Raw genomic sequence first — 16,319 nt, forward strand, 5'->3', positions numbered from 1 at the left:
CTCGCCGCCGGACCTCCCCGCTCCGGCCAGACCTCAGCCGACGCGGTAACCGGCCACCGAGGGCCAGCGCACGGTGAGCACGGTGGACAGCTCCTCGGCCCGCCAGGAGTGGTCGACGCCCCTCCCCCACACCACGTAGTCGCCCGGCTCGGCCAGCAGCACGCTGCGGCCGGGCAGCTCCACCCGGAAGCGCCCGCTGACGAGCACGAGCAGCGCGGTGCGCGTCTCGCCGCGCACCCACCGCGCCCGGACCTCGCCCGGCCGGTGGACGCCCCACTTGATCTCGACCTCGTCGCTGTGCCGCGGGTCGCCGGGCGGTTTGAAGTGGCCGAGCAGCCAGCCGCCGTCGGCCGCGCCGTCCGCGACCGCGTTGCCGACGTAGATTTGGTCGCTCATGGGCCAGGACGCTAGCAGCGATATGCGTTACCAATACCGACCGGATGACTACTGTAGGTCACATGTCTGAGGTGCGATCGGTCGTCCAGCGGGGCGATCTCTTCGATCAGCGGGTCCGCGAGCACTGGACCGGCCAGCTCGGCAGACGGCTCGACGTGCTGGTCGCAGGGTGCGTCCACGACGAGCCGCTGGCGCCCGAGCGGGTCGAGACCAGGTGCACGGGGGTCGACGAGGACCATCCGGCGATCCGCAGGGTGCTGGACGAGCGGGCCGACCTGGTGGCCTGGTCGCTCGGCGACCTGCGCGGCGTGCCGCTGCCGCCCAGGTCCTACGACCTGATCCAGCTCTCGTTCCTGCTGGAGCGGGTCAGGCACGCCGAGCTGGTGCTCGACCGGCTGCTGCAGGCGCTGCGGCCGGGCGGGCTGGTGCTGCTGCGCATGCGTGACCGCGGGTCGGCGTACGGGCTGCTGGACCGCCTCACGCCGGGGTGGCTGCGCCGGGCGCTGTGGCGGGCGGTGACGCGGCCGGGCACGCCGGGGCCGCTGCCCGCCGTGTACGAACCGCTCACCTCCGCCGACGGCATGCACACGTTCTGCCTCAGCCGCGGGCTCATGATCATCGACGAGGAGCGGCGGGCGAGCGGCCCCGCCCGGTCGGGCCGGCTGGGCCGGGCCGCGATCGCCGCGGTCTCCCGGCTGACCAGCGGCCGCTACCCCGCCGGGCACGACGAGATCACCATGGTCATCAGGAAGCCTCAGCATCACTTCGCCAGGGTGCTCTAGCGGCCTGCTTGAATGAGTCGGTACACTCCTTTCCTACCAAGTCAGTCGGATTAGTTGGGATGTAGGAACCGTGGAGTGGACCCCCGAGCCGCACGAGCTGGCCGACCTCGAGCTGCTGCTCTCCGGCGCGTTCGCGCCGCTGACGGGGTTCCTGGGCCACGACGACCTGCACGCGGTCCACGAGCGCGGCACGCTCGCCGACGGCACCCCGTGGCCCGCGCCGGTCACCCTCCACCTGCCCGCCGAGGTATCCCCCGGCGACGAGGTGACCCTGCTGGACCCCGAGGGCCTGCCGCTCGCGACCCTGACCGTGACGGAGCGGGAGGCCGACGGCCTGGTCGCGGGCCCGGTCAAGGGCCTCGGGGCGCCGGAGCACGGGCCCTTCGCCCGCCTGCGCCGCACCCCTGCCCAGGTCAGGGAGGAGCTCGGCGGGCGCCCGGCGCTCGCCGTCACCATGCGCGGGCCGCTCGACGACCTCTCCGAGATCGTTGCCACCGCCAAGGAGCTGGACGCGCTGATCATGCTGCTCCCCCTCGCGTACGGCGAGGGCGGCCCGGCCGTCGTCCGCGCCGCGCTGCGCGCCAAGGAGCAGCTTCCCCCCGGCACGCTCGTGGTCTCCGTGCCGCTGGCCCCGCGCGCCGAGCCGGAGATCGACCTGGAGCTGCGCGAGCGCGTCGCGGCGGCGTACGGCGCCGTCGAGCACTTCCCCGGCCCCGACCCGGTCACCATCCCGGGCCCGCCGCACCGGCGCGGCCTCGTCGTCTTCTTCACCGGCCTGTCGGGCTCGGGCAAGTCGACCATCGCCCGCGGCCTCCGCGACGAGCTGCTGGAGCTCGGCGGCCGCGCGCTCACCTATCTCGACGGCGACGTGGTGCGCCACCTGCTGTCGAAGGGCCTGACCTTCTCCAAGGCCGACCGCGACCTCAACATCCGCCGCATCGGCTTCGTGGCCGCCGAGGTCGCCAGGCACGGCGGCCTGGCCATCTGCGCGCCCATCGCCCCCTACGCCGCCACGCGCGCCGAGGTGCGGGCCATGGTCGAGGCGGTCGGCGCGGACTTCCTGCTCGTGCACGTGGCCACGCCGCTGGAGGAGTGCGAGCGGCGCGACCGCAAGGGCCTGTACGCCAAGGCCCGCGCCGGGCTCATCCCCGAGTTCACCGGCATCTCCGATCCCTACGAGGAGCCGGACGACGCCGAGCTGGTCATCGACACCACACATCTGTCGATCGAGGCGGCGGTCTCCCGTGTGCTGGAGACGCTGCGGTCCGGAGGCTGGGTACGTTGATCGATCTCGCCCTCGTCGGCGGTTCCTTTCTCGTCGCCATCGTGGTCGGGCTGACCGGCATGGGCGGCGGGGCCCTCATGACGCCGATGATGATGTTGTTCTTCAACGTGCCGCCGCTCGCCGCGGTCTCCAGCGACCTCGTGGCCTCGGCCGTGATGAAGCCGGTCGGCGGCTTCGTGCACCTGCGCCGGGGCACGGTCAACCTGCGTCTGGTGGGCTGGCTGTGCGCGGGGTCGGTGCCGGCGGCGTTCTGCGGGGTGTTCCTGGCCCGCGCGTTCGCCGTCAGCGACGCGGTGACGTACGCGCTGGGCGTCGCGCTGCTGCTGGCCGTGGCGGGCATGGCGGTCAAGACCCTGCTCGGCGGGCGGGGCGGCACGGCGAGCGCCCACGACATCGTCGTGCGCCCGATCCCTACCCTACTGGTCGGTATGGTAGGCGGTCTGGTCGTCGGGATCTCCTCCGTCGGCTCCGGATCGCTGATCATCGTGGCGCTGCTCGCGCTCTATCCGGCGCTCAAGGCCAACCAGCTCGTCGGCACCGACCTGGTGCAGGCCGTGCCGCTGGTCGCCGCCGCCGCGCTCGGCCACCTGCTGTTCGGCGACTTCCAGCTGCACCTCACGCTCTCGCTGCTCATCGGCTCGCTCCCCGGCGTCTACCTCGGCGCCAGGATCTCCTCTCGCGCCCCGGGCGGCCTGATCCGCGCCCTGCTGGCCATCGTGCTGCTGGCCTCGGCGCTCAAGCTGCTGGACGCGAGCAACGTCGTCACCGTCGCGGCCCTGGCCGCCGCCACCGCGGTCATCGTGGTCGGGTGGCGGCTGCGGCGGCGCAGGGCGGACGCGCCAGCCGAGCCGGACGCGGCCATGAGCCCGGCCGCCCGCTAGGGACGCGGCACCGGCGTCGAGCGGAAGTAGGGGTCGCGCGCGAGCCGGGTGAAGGCCCGCCCGGCCCCCGGGTCGGAGTCGAAGGTCGTGTCACCGCGCGGCGCCTGCGGCGAGTCGAAGTACAGCAGCGCCTTGATCTGCGGGTAACGCTTGATCTCCCGCCCCACCGACTCGAAGAACCGGCGCTTGAACGAGGGGTCGCGCGGCCGTCCGAACACCCCCCACTCGGCCACCATCACCGGCTTGCCAGGGAAACGGAGCTGCATCCACCGGTAGAAGCCCGGCCACTGCGCGAACTCCTCCTCCTCGCGGGTCTTGTTGACCAGCCTGTCGAAGTCCTTCACCCGGTCGTCGGCGTAGGGGTCCATGGCGACCCAGTCGACCACGTCGTCACCGGGGTAGAGCTGCTCGAACCACGGCTGGGCCGCCCAGTTGGGCGCCCCCATGTACGTCATCACGAAGACCGCGTTCCTGACGCCCCTCTCGCGCAGCCGCAGCACGACGTGCCGGTACATCGCCGCGTAGTCGGCGGCCCGCATCCCCGAGCCCGGCGACTCGTCCACGTCGTTCTCCGGCTCGTGGTGCAGCGTGAGGAAGAACCGCTCGGGGAAGGCGCTGCGCAGGTGGGCCGCCAGCCGGTCGATGCGGCGGTCTATCTCGCCGCGGGCGACCTCGGCCCAGGTGTGGTCGAGCGCGGGCTTCCAGTTGACCATGAGCAGCCGCGGCCTGGCCGGGTCGCGGGCCAGGCCGATCTCGGCCCGGGTCGGGAACAGCTCGCCGCCCCGGTGGTAGACGTGCACCACGTCGGCGGCCGCCCCCATGCGGGTCTCGGCCCCGCGCAGTGCCTGCTCGACCGGCGCGCCGGTGAAGATCTCGGGCGCCAGCCCCCACCAGGCGCCGCAGGACGGGATGAGCCGGGCGGTGGCCGTACAGGCCGGCGCTCCGGTCACCTGTCTGGCGGGGCCGGCCGCGTCGCCGGACTCCGCCGCCGAGGCCGTCGTGGAGCCGGCTGTGGAACCGGCGGCCGACCCGGCGGCGCCCGCCGTGCCGGTCGCGCCGGAGCAGGAGCTGAGCGTCACGATCGCGGCGAACGCCGTGACCGTTCTGGAGGTAATTCCCCGTAGTTGCAAAATTGTCCACCCTCCTGGTCGAAGGACCCCCGTCCTGTCACACCTGAACCTTGCCATGTCATTCCACGAACTTCAGCCGGAGTGGCGAGTATCCGCTGGTCGTCCCGGGTAAAGCGCCGCCCGAATTTTCCGGGAATATCGCTTTATGGAGGCCCTTCTTTGCCGCCGTAACGGAAAAATCTCTGCGGATTCAGGCCCGGTGCTGATCGTCCGCCCTATAGTGGGCGCACGCCTCGGCCCGTGACGCTGCGTCGCCGGGCGGCGACGACGCGCACACCCCTCCAGGAGGCCGCTCCCATGACCCAGCCGCCGGACGTCCATGCCCGCCGCGGCGAGTTGGCGGACCACCTCGCGCTGCTGCGCCGGCAGTGGCTGGTCCTCGTGGGCTGCGTCGTGGTCGGCGGCACCGCCGGGCTCGGGCTCATGCGGCTCACGCCGTCCGCCTACACCGCCGTCACCCAGGTGCAGGTCATGCCCATCGGCGCCCAGGAGCCCGGCAACCAGGTCACCGCCCGCCAGCGCGAGTCGCTCAACCTCGACACCGAGGCCCAGGTCGCCGCGTCGGCCGTGGTCACCGGCCGGGCCGCCAAGGCGCTCGGCCTCACCACGGCGGAGCCCGCCGAGGTCACCGTGCCGCCCAACTCCTCGGTCCTCGCCATCGCGGTCACCGCCGCCGACCCGCAGACCGCCGCCGTCCGGTCCACCGCGTACGCCGACGCCTACCTCGCCCACCGCCGCGACAGCGCGCTCACCGCGCTCGCCGAGCAGCAGCAGGCCGTGCTGGGCAAGCTCAGGCAGGTCAACGCCGGGCTCGACGCGACCATCCGCCGGCTCGCCCTGCTCGTCAGAGGCACGCCCGACCACACCATCGCGCTCCAGCGGCAGAGCGTGCTCAACAGGCAGGCCGCGAGCCTCGCGCTCAAGTACGACGCACTCCGCACGGTCGCGGTCACCCCCGGCGCGGTCATCAGCCCCGCCGTGCCGCCGTCCGAGCCCAGCTCGCCCAGCCTGCCGCTCTACCTCGGCACCGGCCTGATGGCGGGGCTGCTGACCGGCGCCGCCGCCGCCCTGATCCGCGACCGGCTCGACATCCGGCTGCGCCAGGCCGCCGACATCGAGCGGCTGACCGGCCTGCCGGTGCTGGCCGACCTGTCCTGCGTCACCGAGCCCGGCCTCCTGCACGAGCGGTCCTACGCCGCCGAACCCGGCGTCCTGCACGAGCGGTCCTACGCCGCCGAGCCCGGCCTCCTGCACGAGCGGTCCTACGCCGTCGAGCCCGGCGTGCTGCACGAGCTGGCCTGCGCCGTCGTCGCCGCCTGCCCGGGCAAGCGGCTGCTGGTCTGCGCCCTGCCCGCCGACCTCCGCTCCTCCTCGCCCGTCGAGCCGCTCGCCGTCAGCGCCCCGCTCACCGTGCTCGACGGCACCGACGTACGCGACCTCGCGCGGGCCGACGCCGCCCTGCTGCTCGTCGGCCTCGGCCGCGTCACCGCCCCCGAGGTCACCGCCGCCGCCCGCCGGCTCGGCCGGCACGACGTCCCGATCATCGGCGTGGTCGCCGTCACGGACGTGGTGCCCACGTTCGTGCCGCTGCTGGAGCCGCGCCCGCACACGCCGCTCGGCAAGCTGGTGGCCACCGGCGAGTTCCCCACGGCGACCTCCGCCGAGCTGGGCATCAACACGTCCGCCGAGACGACCCCCCTGCCGCACATGCCGCCGCTGCGCAGGTCCAGGCCGGGACCGCCGTGAGCCGCGCCGCCTGGCCGATCGCGGCGCTGCTGGTCGGCTACCCGCTCTGGTGGGCGCTCGGGTTCGGCGGCCTGTCGGTGATCGTCCTGGCCTGGCCCATGGCGGTGCTGCTCTGGCGGCGCAGGCCGATCCAGGTGCCGCCCGGGTTCTGGCTGTGGATGCTGCTGCTGGCCGGCTACCTCGTGAGCGCGCTGATGCTGGCCGAGTCGCCGCCCGGCACCTACGGCGAGCTCGGCCCCGGCCGGCTCATCGGCTGGACGATGCGGCTCGCGCTCTACGTCAGTGTCCTGATCATGGTGCTCTACCTGGGCAACCTGACCGAGCGGGAGCTGCCGCAGCTCCGGCTCGTACGCATGCTGGGGGTGCTGTTCGCCACGACGGTGGCCGGCGGGCTGCTCGGCGTGCTGGTGCCGGGCTTCGCGTTCACCTCGCCCGTGGAGCTGCTGCTGCCCGACTGGCTGAGCGGCAACGCCTTCGTCCAGAACCTCATCCACCCGACCGCCGCGCAGACCCAGAAGGTGCTCGGCTACGCCATGCCGCGCCCCGAGGCGCCCTTCGAGTGGGCCAACGCCTGGGGCAGCAACGTGTCGGTGCTGCTGGTCTGGGCGGTGGTCGGGTGGTGGGCGCACGGGAGCCGGCGGCAGCGGGTCCTGCTCGCCGTACTGGCCGCCCTGGCCGCGGTCCCCGTCGTCTACTCGCTCAACCGGGGCCTGTGGATCGGGCTCGGTCTGGCCGTCGTCTACCTGATCGTCCGGGTCGGCGGGCGCACCAGGCTCGCGCTGTGCGGGGCGGTGGCCGCGGCGGCGCTGGCGTTCGCGCTCAGCCCGCTGGCCCCGCTGGTCGCGCAGCGGCTCGACCGGCCGCACTCCAACGACATCAGGGCCTTCACCGTCACCGCCACGCTCGCCGCCGCCGCCCACTCGCCGGTGATCGGCTACGGCAACACCCGCAACGCCACGGGCAACGGCCGCACCGTCACCACCGGCCGCACCGGGTGGTGCCCGGGCTGCGGCCATCCGCCGCTCGGCAGCGACGGCCAGCTCTGGCTGCTGCTGATGACGCAGGGGCTCACCGGCGCCGCGCTCTACGTGGCCTTCTTCGTGGGCGCGATCCGCCACTACTGGGCCGACCGCAGCCCCGTCGGGCTGGGCGGGGTGCTGGTGATGGGCCTCGTGCTGCTCTACATGTTCGTCTACGACGGCCTGGTCACCCCGCTCATCCTCTACCTCATCTCCTTCGCCCTCCTGTGGCGCAACACCCGCCGAGGTCCCGCATGAACGACGCCGCCGTCCGTCTCGGCTACCTGGCCGACACCGTCCGGCTGCTCTATCCAGGGCCGGGGTCGCCGCGGGCCTACACCCTGCTGCCGCACGCCGCCGTGCCCCGCCGGCTGGCGCCGCGGCGCTGGTGGCACGTCGGGTCGCCGGTCATGGTGCCCGGCGAGGGGTCGATCGCGGCCCATCTGGGCGAGGTCTTCGGGCGGCCGGTCGAGACCGTCCTGCACGTCCGGCCGGCCCGGCGGGCCAACCGCAAGCCGGTGCTGGAGGTCCGTTCGGGCGGGCGGCTGCTGGCGTACGTGAAGGTGGGCGACACCGCGCGCACCCGCGCGCTGGTCGCCGCCGAGGCGGCGGCCCTGCGCCGGGTCGCCGGGCTCGGCCTGCGCACGGTCGTCGCGCCCGAGGTGCTGCACCTCGGCGACTGGCGCGGCCTCACGGTGCTGGCGGTGTCGCCGCTGCCCGTACGCCGCCGTCGCCGCGCGCCCCGCCCGCTGCTGCTGGCCGCGATCGCGGAGATCGCCGCCACCGGCCACGACGCCGGTCATGGCTCCGGTCGCGACGCCCGCCACGACGCCGGTCATGCCACCGGGGCCGCCTGGCACGGGGACTTCGTGCCCTGGAACGTCTGCCCCGCCCCCGGCGGCCGGCTGCTCGTCTGGGACTGGGAGCGCTACGCGACCGGCGTCCCCTACGGCTTCGACGCCCTCCACCACTTCTTCCACCGCGCCCTGCGCCGGCTGCCGCCCCCCGACGCCGCCCGCGCCTGCGTGGCGCGGGCGGCGCGCGAGCTCGCCCCGCTCGGCGTGCCGGCGGCCACGGCCCGGCAGAGCGCCCTGCGTTACCTCATCGCCCTGGCCGACCGGCACGCCGCCGACGGCCACGAACCGCTCGGCCCGCCGCACGCCTGGCTCAACCCGGCCGTCGACCACGAGGAGTCGTTCCTATGAGGACCGTGAAGCGGTCGGTCCTGTCGTTGTCGCGGGCGGCGGGCCGGTTGACCGCCGGGGCGCGGCTGCTGCCCGCGTTCATGATCACGGGCGGCCAGCGGTGCGGCACGACGTCGCTCTACCGGGCGCTGGCACAGCACCCGCTGCTGCTCAAGCCGGTGCTGCACAAGGGCGTGCACTACTTCGACGTGGCCTACTGGCGCGGGCCCGCCTGGTACCAGGCGCACTTCCCGCTGCGGGCGGGGGCGGCGCTGCTCACCCACCGCTACGGCGGCCGGGCGCTGGCCTTCGAGTCGTCCCCCTACTACCTGTTCCACCCGCTGGCCGGGGAGCGGATCGCCGCCGACCTGCCCGGGGTCAAGCTCGTCGTGCTCGTCCGCGACCCGGTCGAGCGCGCCTGCTCGGCCCACGCGCACGAGCTGGCCAGGGGGTACGAGACGGAGCCGCGGTTCGAGCGCGCCGTCGAGCTGGAGACCACCCGGCTCGACGGGGCCGAGGAGCTGCTGCGCGCCTCGCCGCACGCCCGGCACCACTCCCACCGCCACCACGCCTACCTCGCCCGCGGCCGGTACGCCGACCAGCTCGACCGGCTGGAGCCGCTGTTCGGCCAGGACCGCATCCTCGTGCTGGACAGCCACCTGTTCTTCGAGCAGCCCGAGCACGTCTACGACCGGGTGCTGGAGTTCCTGGGGGCGCCGCACCTGGGTTATCCGGAGTTCGAGCGCCACAACGGGCGTCCCCGGCCGCACCCGCTGCCCGGCGGGCTGGGGCGGGCGCTGCGCGACCACTTCGAGCCGTACGACGCCCGGCTGACGCGCTGGCTGGGCGCGGAGCCGTCGTGGCGGCGGTGACCCCGGCCCGCCTGGTCGCGGGGCTGCGGCGGCGCGGCGGCGTGGCGCGCGGAGGGGCGGCGGGGCTGGCGGCGGCCGGGGTGTCGGCGGCGGCGCAGTTCGCGCTGGTCGTGGTGGTGACCCGGGCGGTGAACGCGGCCGAGGCCGGGGCGTTCTTCGCGGCCACCGCCGTGGTGCTCATGGCGGCCGGCGTCGCGAAGCTGGACGCGGGGAACGGGCTGGTGTTCTTCATCGCCCGCGCGAAGGCGGCCGGACATCACGACATTTCCGGATTTATCCGGGCGGCGATCGTTCCGTGCGCGGTGGCGGCCGCCGTGGCCGCCGCGCTGCTGTGGCCGCGCGTGGGGCCGGTGGCGGCGATCGTGCCGGTCGTCGTGCTCGGCGACGTGCTCCTGGCCGCCACCCGCGGCTCCGGCTCGCTGCGGCCCACCGTGCTCCTGGACGGCATGGCACTGCCCGCCGCGCAGCTCACGCTGGTCGCCGCCGTGGCCCTCGCCGGGCGGCCGGAGTGGCTGCCGCTCGCGTGGGCGCTCCCGTACGTGCCGGTGCTGGTCCTCGCGGCCGTCGCGGTGCGGAGGCGGACGCCGAACGGCCCCGGCCTGCCCGGGGCGGGGCGTGAGCTGTGGCGCTACACCGCTCCCCGGTCCTTCGCGGGCGCGATCCAGGCCGTCTTCCAGCGGCTGGACGTCGTGGTCGTCGCGCTGCTCGCCGGGCCCGCGCAGGCCGCCGTCTACACCGCCGCCACCCGGTTCAAGGTCGTGGGCCAGCTCGCGAACCAGGGGCTGACCCAGGCCGTGCAGGCCCGGCTGGTGAGCGCGCTGGCGCGGGGCGAGCTGGCACGGGCCAGGGAGCTCTACCAGACGGCGACCGTCTGGCTGGTGCTGCTGACCTGGCCGGTGTGGCTGGCGTACGCGGCGCTGGCCCCGTGGCTGCTCTCGGTGTTCGGGCCCGCGTACGGCACGGCGGCCCCGGTCGCGCTGGTGCTCGCGGGCACCATGATGGTGGCCACGGCCTGCGGGATGGTGGACGTCGTGCTCACCGCCGCCGGGCACACCGGCATGAGCCTGCTCAACCTGCTGGCGGCCGTCGCCTGCACGCTGGTCCTGGACCTGGCGCTGGTGCCCGCGCACGGGGCGCTCGGCGCCGTGGCCGGATGGTCGGGCGGGGTGCTGGTGAAGAACCTGCTGCCGCTGTGGCAGCTCCACCGGCGTTACGGGCTGCGCCCATTCGGCCGGCACACGCCGGCGGCGCTGCGCCTGCGTACCTGGGCCGCCGCATGAGCGCCGCACCCGTGCTGGTGACCGGGCTGCCCAGGAGCGGCACGAGCTGGGCGGGCAAGATGCTGGCGGCCGGCGGCGGGCTGGTCTACGTCAACGAGCCGCTCAACCCCCAGCACCCGCCCGGCCGCTGCCCCGGCGTGCTGGCCGCCGAGGTCACCCACCGGTTCCAGTACATCTGCGACGACAACGACGAGGTGTGGCTGCCCGCCTTCCGCGACACGGTCGCGCTGCGCTACCGCTGGGGGGCCGAGCTGCGCGCGAACCACCGCCCGTACGACCTGGCCCGCCTGCTCCGCTACGGCACCGCCTTCGCCTGCGGCCGGTTGACCGGACGCCGCGCGCTGCTCGACGACCCGTTCGCGGTGCTGAGCGCGGGCTGGTTCGCCCGGCGGCTGGGCTGCCGGGTGATCGCGCTGGTGCGCGAGCCGGTGTCGTTCGTGGCGAGCTGGCAGCGGCTCGGCTGGCGCGCCGACCTCCGCGACCTGCTGGACCAGCCGCTGCTCGTCCGCGACCACCCCGAGCTCGCCGCCCTCGACCCCGCGACCGACCGCCTCGCCGCGATCGCCGCCCTCTGGCGGGTCACCCGGACGATCCTGGCCGGCACGCCCGGCATCCTCGTCGCCCCCTACGAGTCCCTGGCCGCCGACCCCCTCACGGGCTTCCGCGAGCTGTACGACCACGCCGGCCTGCCCTGGACGCCGGCCGCCGCCCGCCGCATCCACCGCGCCTGCACCGGCCCGTCGTCGGCGGGCGGCGCGTTCCGCTGGTCCGGCCTGTCGCGTACGGCCTACCGCCGCATGGACTCCCGCCAGGCGCTCGCCACCGCCACCCGTGGCCTCAGCCAGGAGGACGCCGCCCGAGTCCGCGCACTCACCGCCTGATCAGGCGTGCGGCCAGACTGCGGCCGAGCAGCCGGACCGCGAACGGCAGGTCGTCGATGAGATAACGGCGGGCCAGCCGGCCCGGCTCGGTGGCGAGGCGGAACGCCCACTCCAGGCCCGCCCGCCGCATCCACCACGGCGCCCTCGGCACCATGCCGGCCGCGAACGCGAGCGCCGCCCCGCATCCCAGGAACCACGCCTGCGGCAGGTCGCGCCGCAGCTCGGCGATGAGGAGGTCCTGCCGGGGGAAGCCGAGGCCGACGAAGACCAGCCGAGGACGGGCCGTCGCGACCCTGCGCCGCACGGCGGCCCGCTGCTCACGACAGGAGTCGAAGCCGTGCGCGGGCGCGTGCGCGCCGCAGATCCGCAGCCCGGGGAAGGCCCTGACGAGCTCACGGGCGGCCCGCTCGGGAGCGCCGTGCGGGCCGCCGAGCAGGTAGACCGGCCATCCGTGGCGGGCGGCCCGCGCGCTGAGCGCGCGCAGCAGGTCGGCGCCCGCGACCCGCTCCGGCAGCGGCGTGCCCAGCAGCCGCGCCGTCCAGACCAGCGGCATCCCGTCGGCCACCACGAGGTCGGCCGAGGCCACGAGCCGCCCGAGCTCGGGATCGGCGGCGGCGAGGCGGCAGATGTCCACGTTGGGGGTGACGATCCGGCCGCCCCGCCCGGCGGCCAGCCCGGCCGCCACCCGCTCGACGACGTCGTCCTCGCGCACCGGGTCCAGCCCCAGCCCGCCGACCCGGACGCGCTCGGCGGTCACGAGCAGCGTCATATGCCGTGCCCCCGGTCGTGCAGCCGGGACAGCACCGCCGGCGCGGAGACCAGCCCGGCCGCCACCGCGAGCGCGATCGGCGCGCGCGGCTCGGCGGGACGGGAGGCGAGGGCGCGGGCGGCCCAGCGCAGGGCCGCGCGCCGGTGGCCCAGCGCGGCGTGCCCGAAGGCGAGCTGCCCGTAGACCCGGGCCGCGCCGCGCGGGTCCACGGCCAGCTCGGGGTGCCGGGCGAGCATCCAGTCGAGGCCGGCGATGCGGTCCGCCCAGCGGGCGGAGTAGTGGGAGGAGCCCCAGCGGACCCGGACGAGCGGCCGGTCGACGTAGGCGATCGGGTGGCGCTTGGCGGCGCGCAGGGCGAGGTCCCAGTCTTCGTTCTGGCCGCCGGGCGCGCTCTCGTCGGGCCGCGGGGCGCCGCGTTCGAACAGGAACGTCGAGGAGTGGACCATGACCATGCGGGAGCGTACGAGGTCGGCGGCGCGCACGGTGGACGTGCCCGCGAGCCGCGGCACCCGGTGGGAGCCGTGCTCGACCTCGATGCCGCAGCTCGCGAACTCGCCCCCGCCGCGGCGCAGCGCGCGGAGCTGGGCGGCGAGCTTGCCCGGCAGCCACAGGTCGTCGTCGTCGCAGAAGGCGGCCAGGTCGGCGTCGAGGGCGTCGAGGCCGGTGTTGCGGGCGCCGGGCAGGCCGGGCGTGCGCGTGTTGGGGATCACCAGCACCCGCCGCCGCGCGCCGTCGCCCAGCCCGGCGAGCCCCGCGGCGACCTCGGCCACGGGGGCATCGCCGTCCACCACGACGGCCACCGTCAGCGTGCCCCAGTGCGCCTGGCCCAGCACGCTCTCGACGGCCTGGCGCAGCAGGACGGGCCGGTCGCCGCGGGTGGGCACGACCACGCCGACGGACCTCACGCGGCCCCCCGGTAGCCGTAGCGCAGGCGGAGCGGCCAGGTGAGCAGGCTGACCACGCGCCGGTCGCCCCCGGCCATGGCGGTCGCCCACGAGTCGTCGCGCCGCAGCTCGACGCGCCCGACCTGGAAGCGCATGGGGTTGCCCGAGACGGTGTGGGACAGCCCGAGCCAGGCGGTGCGCCCGTCGATGAACGACGGCTCGACGGCTCCGAGCCCCAGCTCGTGCCCGAGCGCGCCGAGCGCGGGCCCCGGAGCGGCCAGGAAGTCCTCGTAGCGGACGGTGGTGACCGGGACGCCGCGCCGTGCGAGCAGCTCCAGCGCGGCGTTCTGGGCCGTCCAGTGCACGGCGGTGCGGGCGGGCCCCCACCGGGTCATCGGCAGGCCGTCCTCGGGCCGCTCGACCGTGCGGCCCCAGGAGTGGGCGACGGCGCGCGGATCGCGCACCACGTGGACGATCCGGACGTCGACGCCGCCGCTCACCAGGCAGCAGGCCAGGGAGGCGTGCTTGCTGGAGTCGACGACCACCCGGGCTCCGGTGGCGGCGTAGAGACTGCGGTAGATCTCGACGTAGTCGCCGAGGTCGGGATGGGCGATGCGCGGGACGCGACGGGTGCGATCGACCCGCCGGCGCAGCGTGAGCACCCGCTCCGCCAGCCGGGCCGACCATCCTCCGAAGGCGCGCTCCCCCACCTGCCGCCAGAAGGGACAGGCGGGAAAGGGCGCCCCGCACCCGCAGGGCTGGCCCGCGAGCACTCCCCTTTCCCACAGATGCACGACCTCGCCGAGGGCGATCACGCCGGGCAGCTCCCCGAGGAGCCGTTCGAGCAGCGTGGTGCCGCTGCGTCCCAGACCACCGAGGTAGATCACCTGGGTGGCGTGCTCGTGATCGGTCAACGGAGTGGCCTCGCATCAGAACATCGCGCTCAGCGTGGACTCTGAGCGCGGCCTGCGGCGACCCTATCGCTAGGGGTAATCGACCGGTCACGGAACGCCAGAAAGATCTACCTTCAGCGCGCGTCGAGCACCATCCCCGCGCCGACCGTGCCGTTGGTGGCCTCGTCGATGAGGATGAAGCCGCCGGTGAGCCGGTTGCGCGCGTAGTCGTCGACGAACAGCGGCTGCGTGACCCGCAGCGACACCCGGCCGATCTCGTTGAGGCCGAGCGAGGTCGCCTCCTCGTCGCGGTGCAGGGTGTTGACGTCGAGCCGGTAGTGCAGGTCGCGGACGAGCGCCCGCGCCGTACGGGTGGTGTGCTTGATCGTCAGCTTGGACCGCGGGGTCAGCTTGACGCCGTCGGCCATCCAGCAGACCATCGCCTCCAGCTCCTGCGCGGCGGCCGGCTGGTTGTTGGGCCGGGCGATCATGTCGCCGCGCGAGATGTCGAGGTCGTCCTCGAAGCGCAGCGTCACCGACATGGGCGGGAACGCCTCCTCCACCGGACCGTCGAAGGTGTCGATGGAGGCGATGCGGGTGCTCAGCCCGGAGGGCAGGTGCACGACCTCGTCGCCGGGCTTGAGCACGCCGCCCGCGACCTGCCCGGCGTAGCCCCGGTAGTCGTGGAAGGCGTGGTCGGTGGCCCGCTGGGGGCGGATGACGTACTGGACGGGGAAGCGCACGTCGGTCAGGTTGCGGTCGGAGGCGATGTGCACGTTCTCCAGGTGGTGCAGCAGCGAGGTGCCGAGGTACCAGGGCATGTTCTCGCTGCGCGAGACGACGTTGTCGCCGTTGAGCGCGGAGATCGGGATGAAGGTCAGGTCGGAGACGTTGAGCTTGGAGGCGAACGCCGTGAACTCCTCCCTGATCTCCTCGAAGCGCTCCTGCGCGTAGTCGACGAGGTCCATCTTGTTGACCGCCAGCACCAGGTGGGGCACCCGCAGCAGCGAGGTCAGGAACGCGTGCCGCCGCGACTGCTCCAGCACGCCCTTGCGGGCGTCGATGAGGATGATCGCCAGGTCGGCCGTGGAGGCCCCGGTGACCATGTTGCGGGTGTACTGGATGTGGCCAGGGGTGTCGGCGATGATGAACTTGCGGCGCGGCGTGGCGAAGTAGCGGTAGGCGACGTCGATGGTGATGCCCTGCTCCCGCTCGGCGCGCAGGCCGTCGGTGAGCAGCGACAGGTCGGTGTACTCGGTGCCGCGGTCGCGGGAGGTGCGTTCGACGGCTTCGAGCTGGTCCTCGAAGATCGCCTTGGAGTCGAACAGCAGGCGTCCGATGAGGGTGGACTTGCCGTCGTCGACGCTTCCCGCCGTGGCAAAGCGCAGAATGTCCATTTAGAAGTAGCCCTCTCGCTTGCGGTCCTCCATCGCGGCCTCGGACGCGCGGTCGTCGGCCCTGGTGGCCCCGCGCTCGGTGATCCGGGTCGCCGCGATCTCCTCGATGATCTCCTCGACCGTGGCGGCCTGGGACTGCACGGCCCCGGTGCAGGTCATGTCACCCACGGTGCGGTAGCGCACCACCGCCTCGAACAGGGGCTCGTCCTCGCCGCGCTGGACCACCTCGGAGTCGGGCAGCAGCATGCCGTCGCGCTCGAACACCTTGCGCGTGTGGGCGAAGTAGATGGAGGGGATCTCGATGCCCTCGCGCCGGATGTAGTCCCAGACGTCCAGCTCGGTCCAGTTGGACAGCGGGAAGACGCGGATGTGCTCGCCCTTGCGGATGCGCGCGTTGTAGAGGTTCCACAGCTCGGGGCGCTGGTTCTTCGGGTCCCACTGGCCGAAGTCGTCGCGGAAGGAGAACACCCGCTCCTTGGCGCGGGCCTTCTCCTCGTCGCGGCGGGCGCCGCCGAAGACCGCGTCGAACTCGTGCTCCTCGATCGCGTCGAGCAGCGTGGTGGTCTGCAGGCGGTTGCGCGAGGCGCGCCGCCCGGTGTCCTCCACGACCCTGCCCTGGTCGATCGAGTCCTGGACGCTGGCCACGATGAGCCGCGCGCCGAGCTCGCCGGCGCGGCGGTCGCGGAAGTCGATGACCTCGTCGAAGTTGTGGCCCGTGTCGACGTGCATGAGCGGGAACGGGATGGCCGCGGGCCAGAACGCCTTCTCCGCGATGCGGAGCATGACGATGGAGTCCTTGCCGCCGGAGAAGAGCAGACAGGGGCGCTCGAACTCGGCCGCCACCTCGCGCATGATGTGGATCGCTTCGGCTTCGAGCACGTCGAGCTGCGACGTTGTGTAGTCGCGCTGCAGCATGGGAG

The 16,319-nt window shown here is 74.2% G+C and carries 16 protein-coding genes; 9 read left to right on the forward strand and 7 right to left on the reverse strand.

Going from position 1 to position 16,319, the window contains the following annotated elements:
- Positions 1–33: 33 nt before the first annotated feature.
- A complete protein-coding gene (locus ABD292_RS24170; protein ID WP_344210928.1) occupies positions 34–396 on the reverse strand; it encodes a cupin domain-containing protein in 363 nt (120 codons plus the stop codon).
- 62 nt (positions 397–458) lie between these two features.
- Between ABD292_RS24170 and ABD292_RS24175 the strand changes: the two genes are divergently transcribed.
- The 3 genes from ABD292_RS24175 (at position 459) to ABD292_RS24185 (ending at position 3,344) form a co-directional block, all read left to right on the forward strand.
- Positions 459–1,178: a class I SAM-dependent methyltransferase gene (locus ABD292_RS24175; RefSeq protein WP_344210930.1), complete on the forward strand. Its 720-nt coding sequence runs from the start codon at positions 459–461 to the stop codon at positions 1,176–1,178.
- 70 nt (positions 1,179–1,248) lie between these two features.
- The gene (gene cysC / locus ABD292_RS24180) at positions 1,249–2,463 is read left to right on the forward strand and encodes an adenylyl-sulfate kinase (RefSeq protein ID WP_344210932.1); all 1,215 of its coding nucleotides are present in this window, start codon (positions 1,249–1,251) and stop codon (positions 2,461–2,463) included.
- The gene (locus ABD292_RS24185; protein ID WP_344210934.1) at positions 2,460–3,344 is read left to right on the forward strand and encodes a sulfite exporter TauE/SafE family protein; all 885 of its coding nucleotides are present in this window, start codon (positions 2,460–2,462) and stop codon (positions 3,342–3,344) included. The genes cysC and ABD292_RS24185 overlap by 4 nt, the downstream gene beginning before the upstream one ends.
- Here ABD292_RS24185 and ABD292_RS24190 read toward each other — a convergent pair.
- Positions 3,341–4,474 (reverse strand): glycoside hydrolase family 26 protein, encoded by a 1,134-nt coding sequence (locus ABD292_RS24190; RefSeq protein ID WP_344210936.1) that lies wholly within the window; start codon positions 4,472–4,474, stop codon positions 3,341–3,343. The genes ABD292_RS24185 and ABD292_RS24190 overlap by 4 nt on opposite strands.
- Positions 4,475–4,771: 297 nt before the next feature.
- Here ABD292_RS24190 and ABD292_RS24195 point away from each other — a divergent pair, with 297 nt between their 5' ends.
- The 6 genes from ABD292_RS24195 to ABD292_RS24220 are packed head-to-tail and all read left to right on the forward strand — an operon-like array spanning position 4,772 to position 11,456.
- Positions 4,772–6,220 (forward strand): GumC domain-containing protein, encoded by a 1,449-nt coding sequence (locus ABD292_RS24195; RefSeq protein ID WP_344210938.1) that lies wholly within the window; start codon positions 4,772–4,774, stop codon positions 6,218–6,220.
- A complete protein-coding gene (locus ABD292_RS24200) occupies positions 6,217–7,497 on the forward strand; it encodes a hypothetical protein (protein WP_344210940.1) in 1,281 nt (426 codons plus the stop codon). The genes ABD292_RS24195 and ABD292_RS24200 overlap by 4 nt, the downstream gene beginning before the upstream one ends.
- Positions 7,494–8,444: a hypothetical protein gene (locus ABD292_RS24205; protein WP_344210942.1), complete on the forward strand. Its 951-nt coding sequence runs from the start codon at positions 7,494–7,496 to the stop codon at positions 8,442–8,444. The genes ABD292_RS24200 and ABD292_RS24205 overlap by 4 nt, the downstream gene beginning before the upstream one ends.
- Positions 8,441–9,295: a sulfotransferase domain-containing protein gene (locus ABD292_RS24210; protein ID WP_344210944.1), complete on the forward strand. Its 855-nt coding sequence runs from the start codon at positions 8,441–8,443 to the stop codon at positions 9,293–9,295. Before ABD292_RS24205 ends, ABD292_RS24210 begins: the two co-directional genes overlap by 4 nt.
- A complete protein-coding gene (locus ABD292_RS24215; RefSeq protein WP_344210946.1) occupies positions 9,283–10,575 on the forward strand; it encodes a lipopolysaccharide biosynthesis protein in 1,293 nt (430 codons plus the stop codon). The genes ABD292_RS24210 and ABD292_RS24215 overlap by 13 nt, the downstream gene beginning before the upstream one ends.
- The gene (locus tag ABD292_RS24220) at positions 10,572–11,456 is read left to right on the forward strand and encodes a sulfotransferase (protein WP_344210948.1); all 885 of its coding nucleotides are present in this window, start codon (positions 10,572–10,574) and stop codon (positions 11,454–11,456) included. Before ABD292_RS24215 ends, ABD292_RS24220 begins: the two co-directional genes overlap by 4 nt.
- Here the strand turns inward: ABD292_RS24220 and ABD292_RS24225 are convergent.
- From ABD292_RS24225 to cysD, 5 genes are all read right to left on the reverse strand, one after another.
- Positions 11,446–12,225 carry a WecB/TagA/CpsF family glycosyltransferase gene (locus tag ABD292_RS24225; RefSeq protein ID WP_344210950.1) on the reverse strand — a complete coding sequence of 260 codons (780 nt, stop codon included), beginning with the start codon at positions 12,223–12,225 and terminating at the stop codon, positions 11,446–11,448. The two genes, ABD292_RS24220 and ABD292_RS24225, sit on opposite strands and share 11 nt — an antisense overlap.
- Positions 12,222–13,130 carry a glycosyltransferase family 2 protein gene (locus ABD292_RS24230; RefSeq protein WP_344210952.1) on the reverse strand — a complete coding sequence of 303 codons (909 nt, stop codon included), beginning with the start codon at positions 13,128–13,130 and terminating at the stop codon, positions 12,222–12,224. Before ABD292_RS24230 ends, ABD292_RS24225 begins: the two co-directional genes overlap by 4 nt.
- Positions 13,127–14,023: a sulfotransferase gene (locus tag ABD292_RS24235; RefSeq protein ID WP_344210954.1), complete on the reverse strand. Its 897-nt coding sequence runs from the start codon at positions 14,021–14,023 to the stop codon at positions 13,127–13,129. The genes ABD292_RS24230 and ABD292_RS24235 overlap by 4 nt, the downstream gene beginning before the upstream one ends.
- Before the next feature lie 113 nt (positions 14,024–14,136).
- Complete coding sequence (gene cysN / locus ABD292_RS24240) at positions 14,137–15,399, reverse strand: sulfate adenylyltransferase subunit CysN (RefSeq protein ID WP_329589758.1); 1,263 nt, start codon at positions 15,397–15,399, stop codon at positions 14,137–14,139.
- On the reverse strand, positions 15,400–16,314 hold the full coding sequence (gene cysD, locus ABD292_RS24245; protein WP_344210958.1) for a sulfate adenylyltransferase subunit CysD: 915 nt from the start codon (positions 16,312–16,314) through the stop codon (positions 15,400–15,402).
- Positions 16,315–16,319 lie beyond the last annotated feature (5 nt).

It is taken from the genome of Nonomuraea bangladeshensis, from assembly GCF_039529455.1.
Lineage (GTDB): Bacteria > Actinomycetota > Actinomycetes > Streptosporangiales > Streptosporangiaceae > Nonomuraea > Nonomuraea bangladeshensis.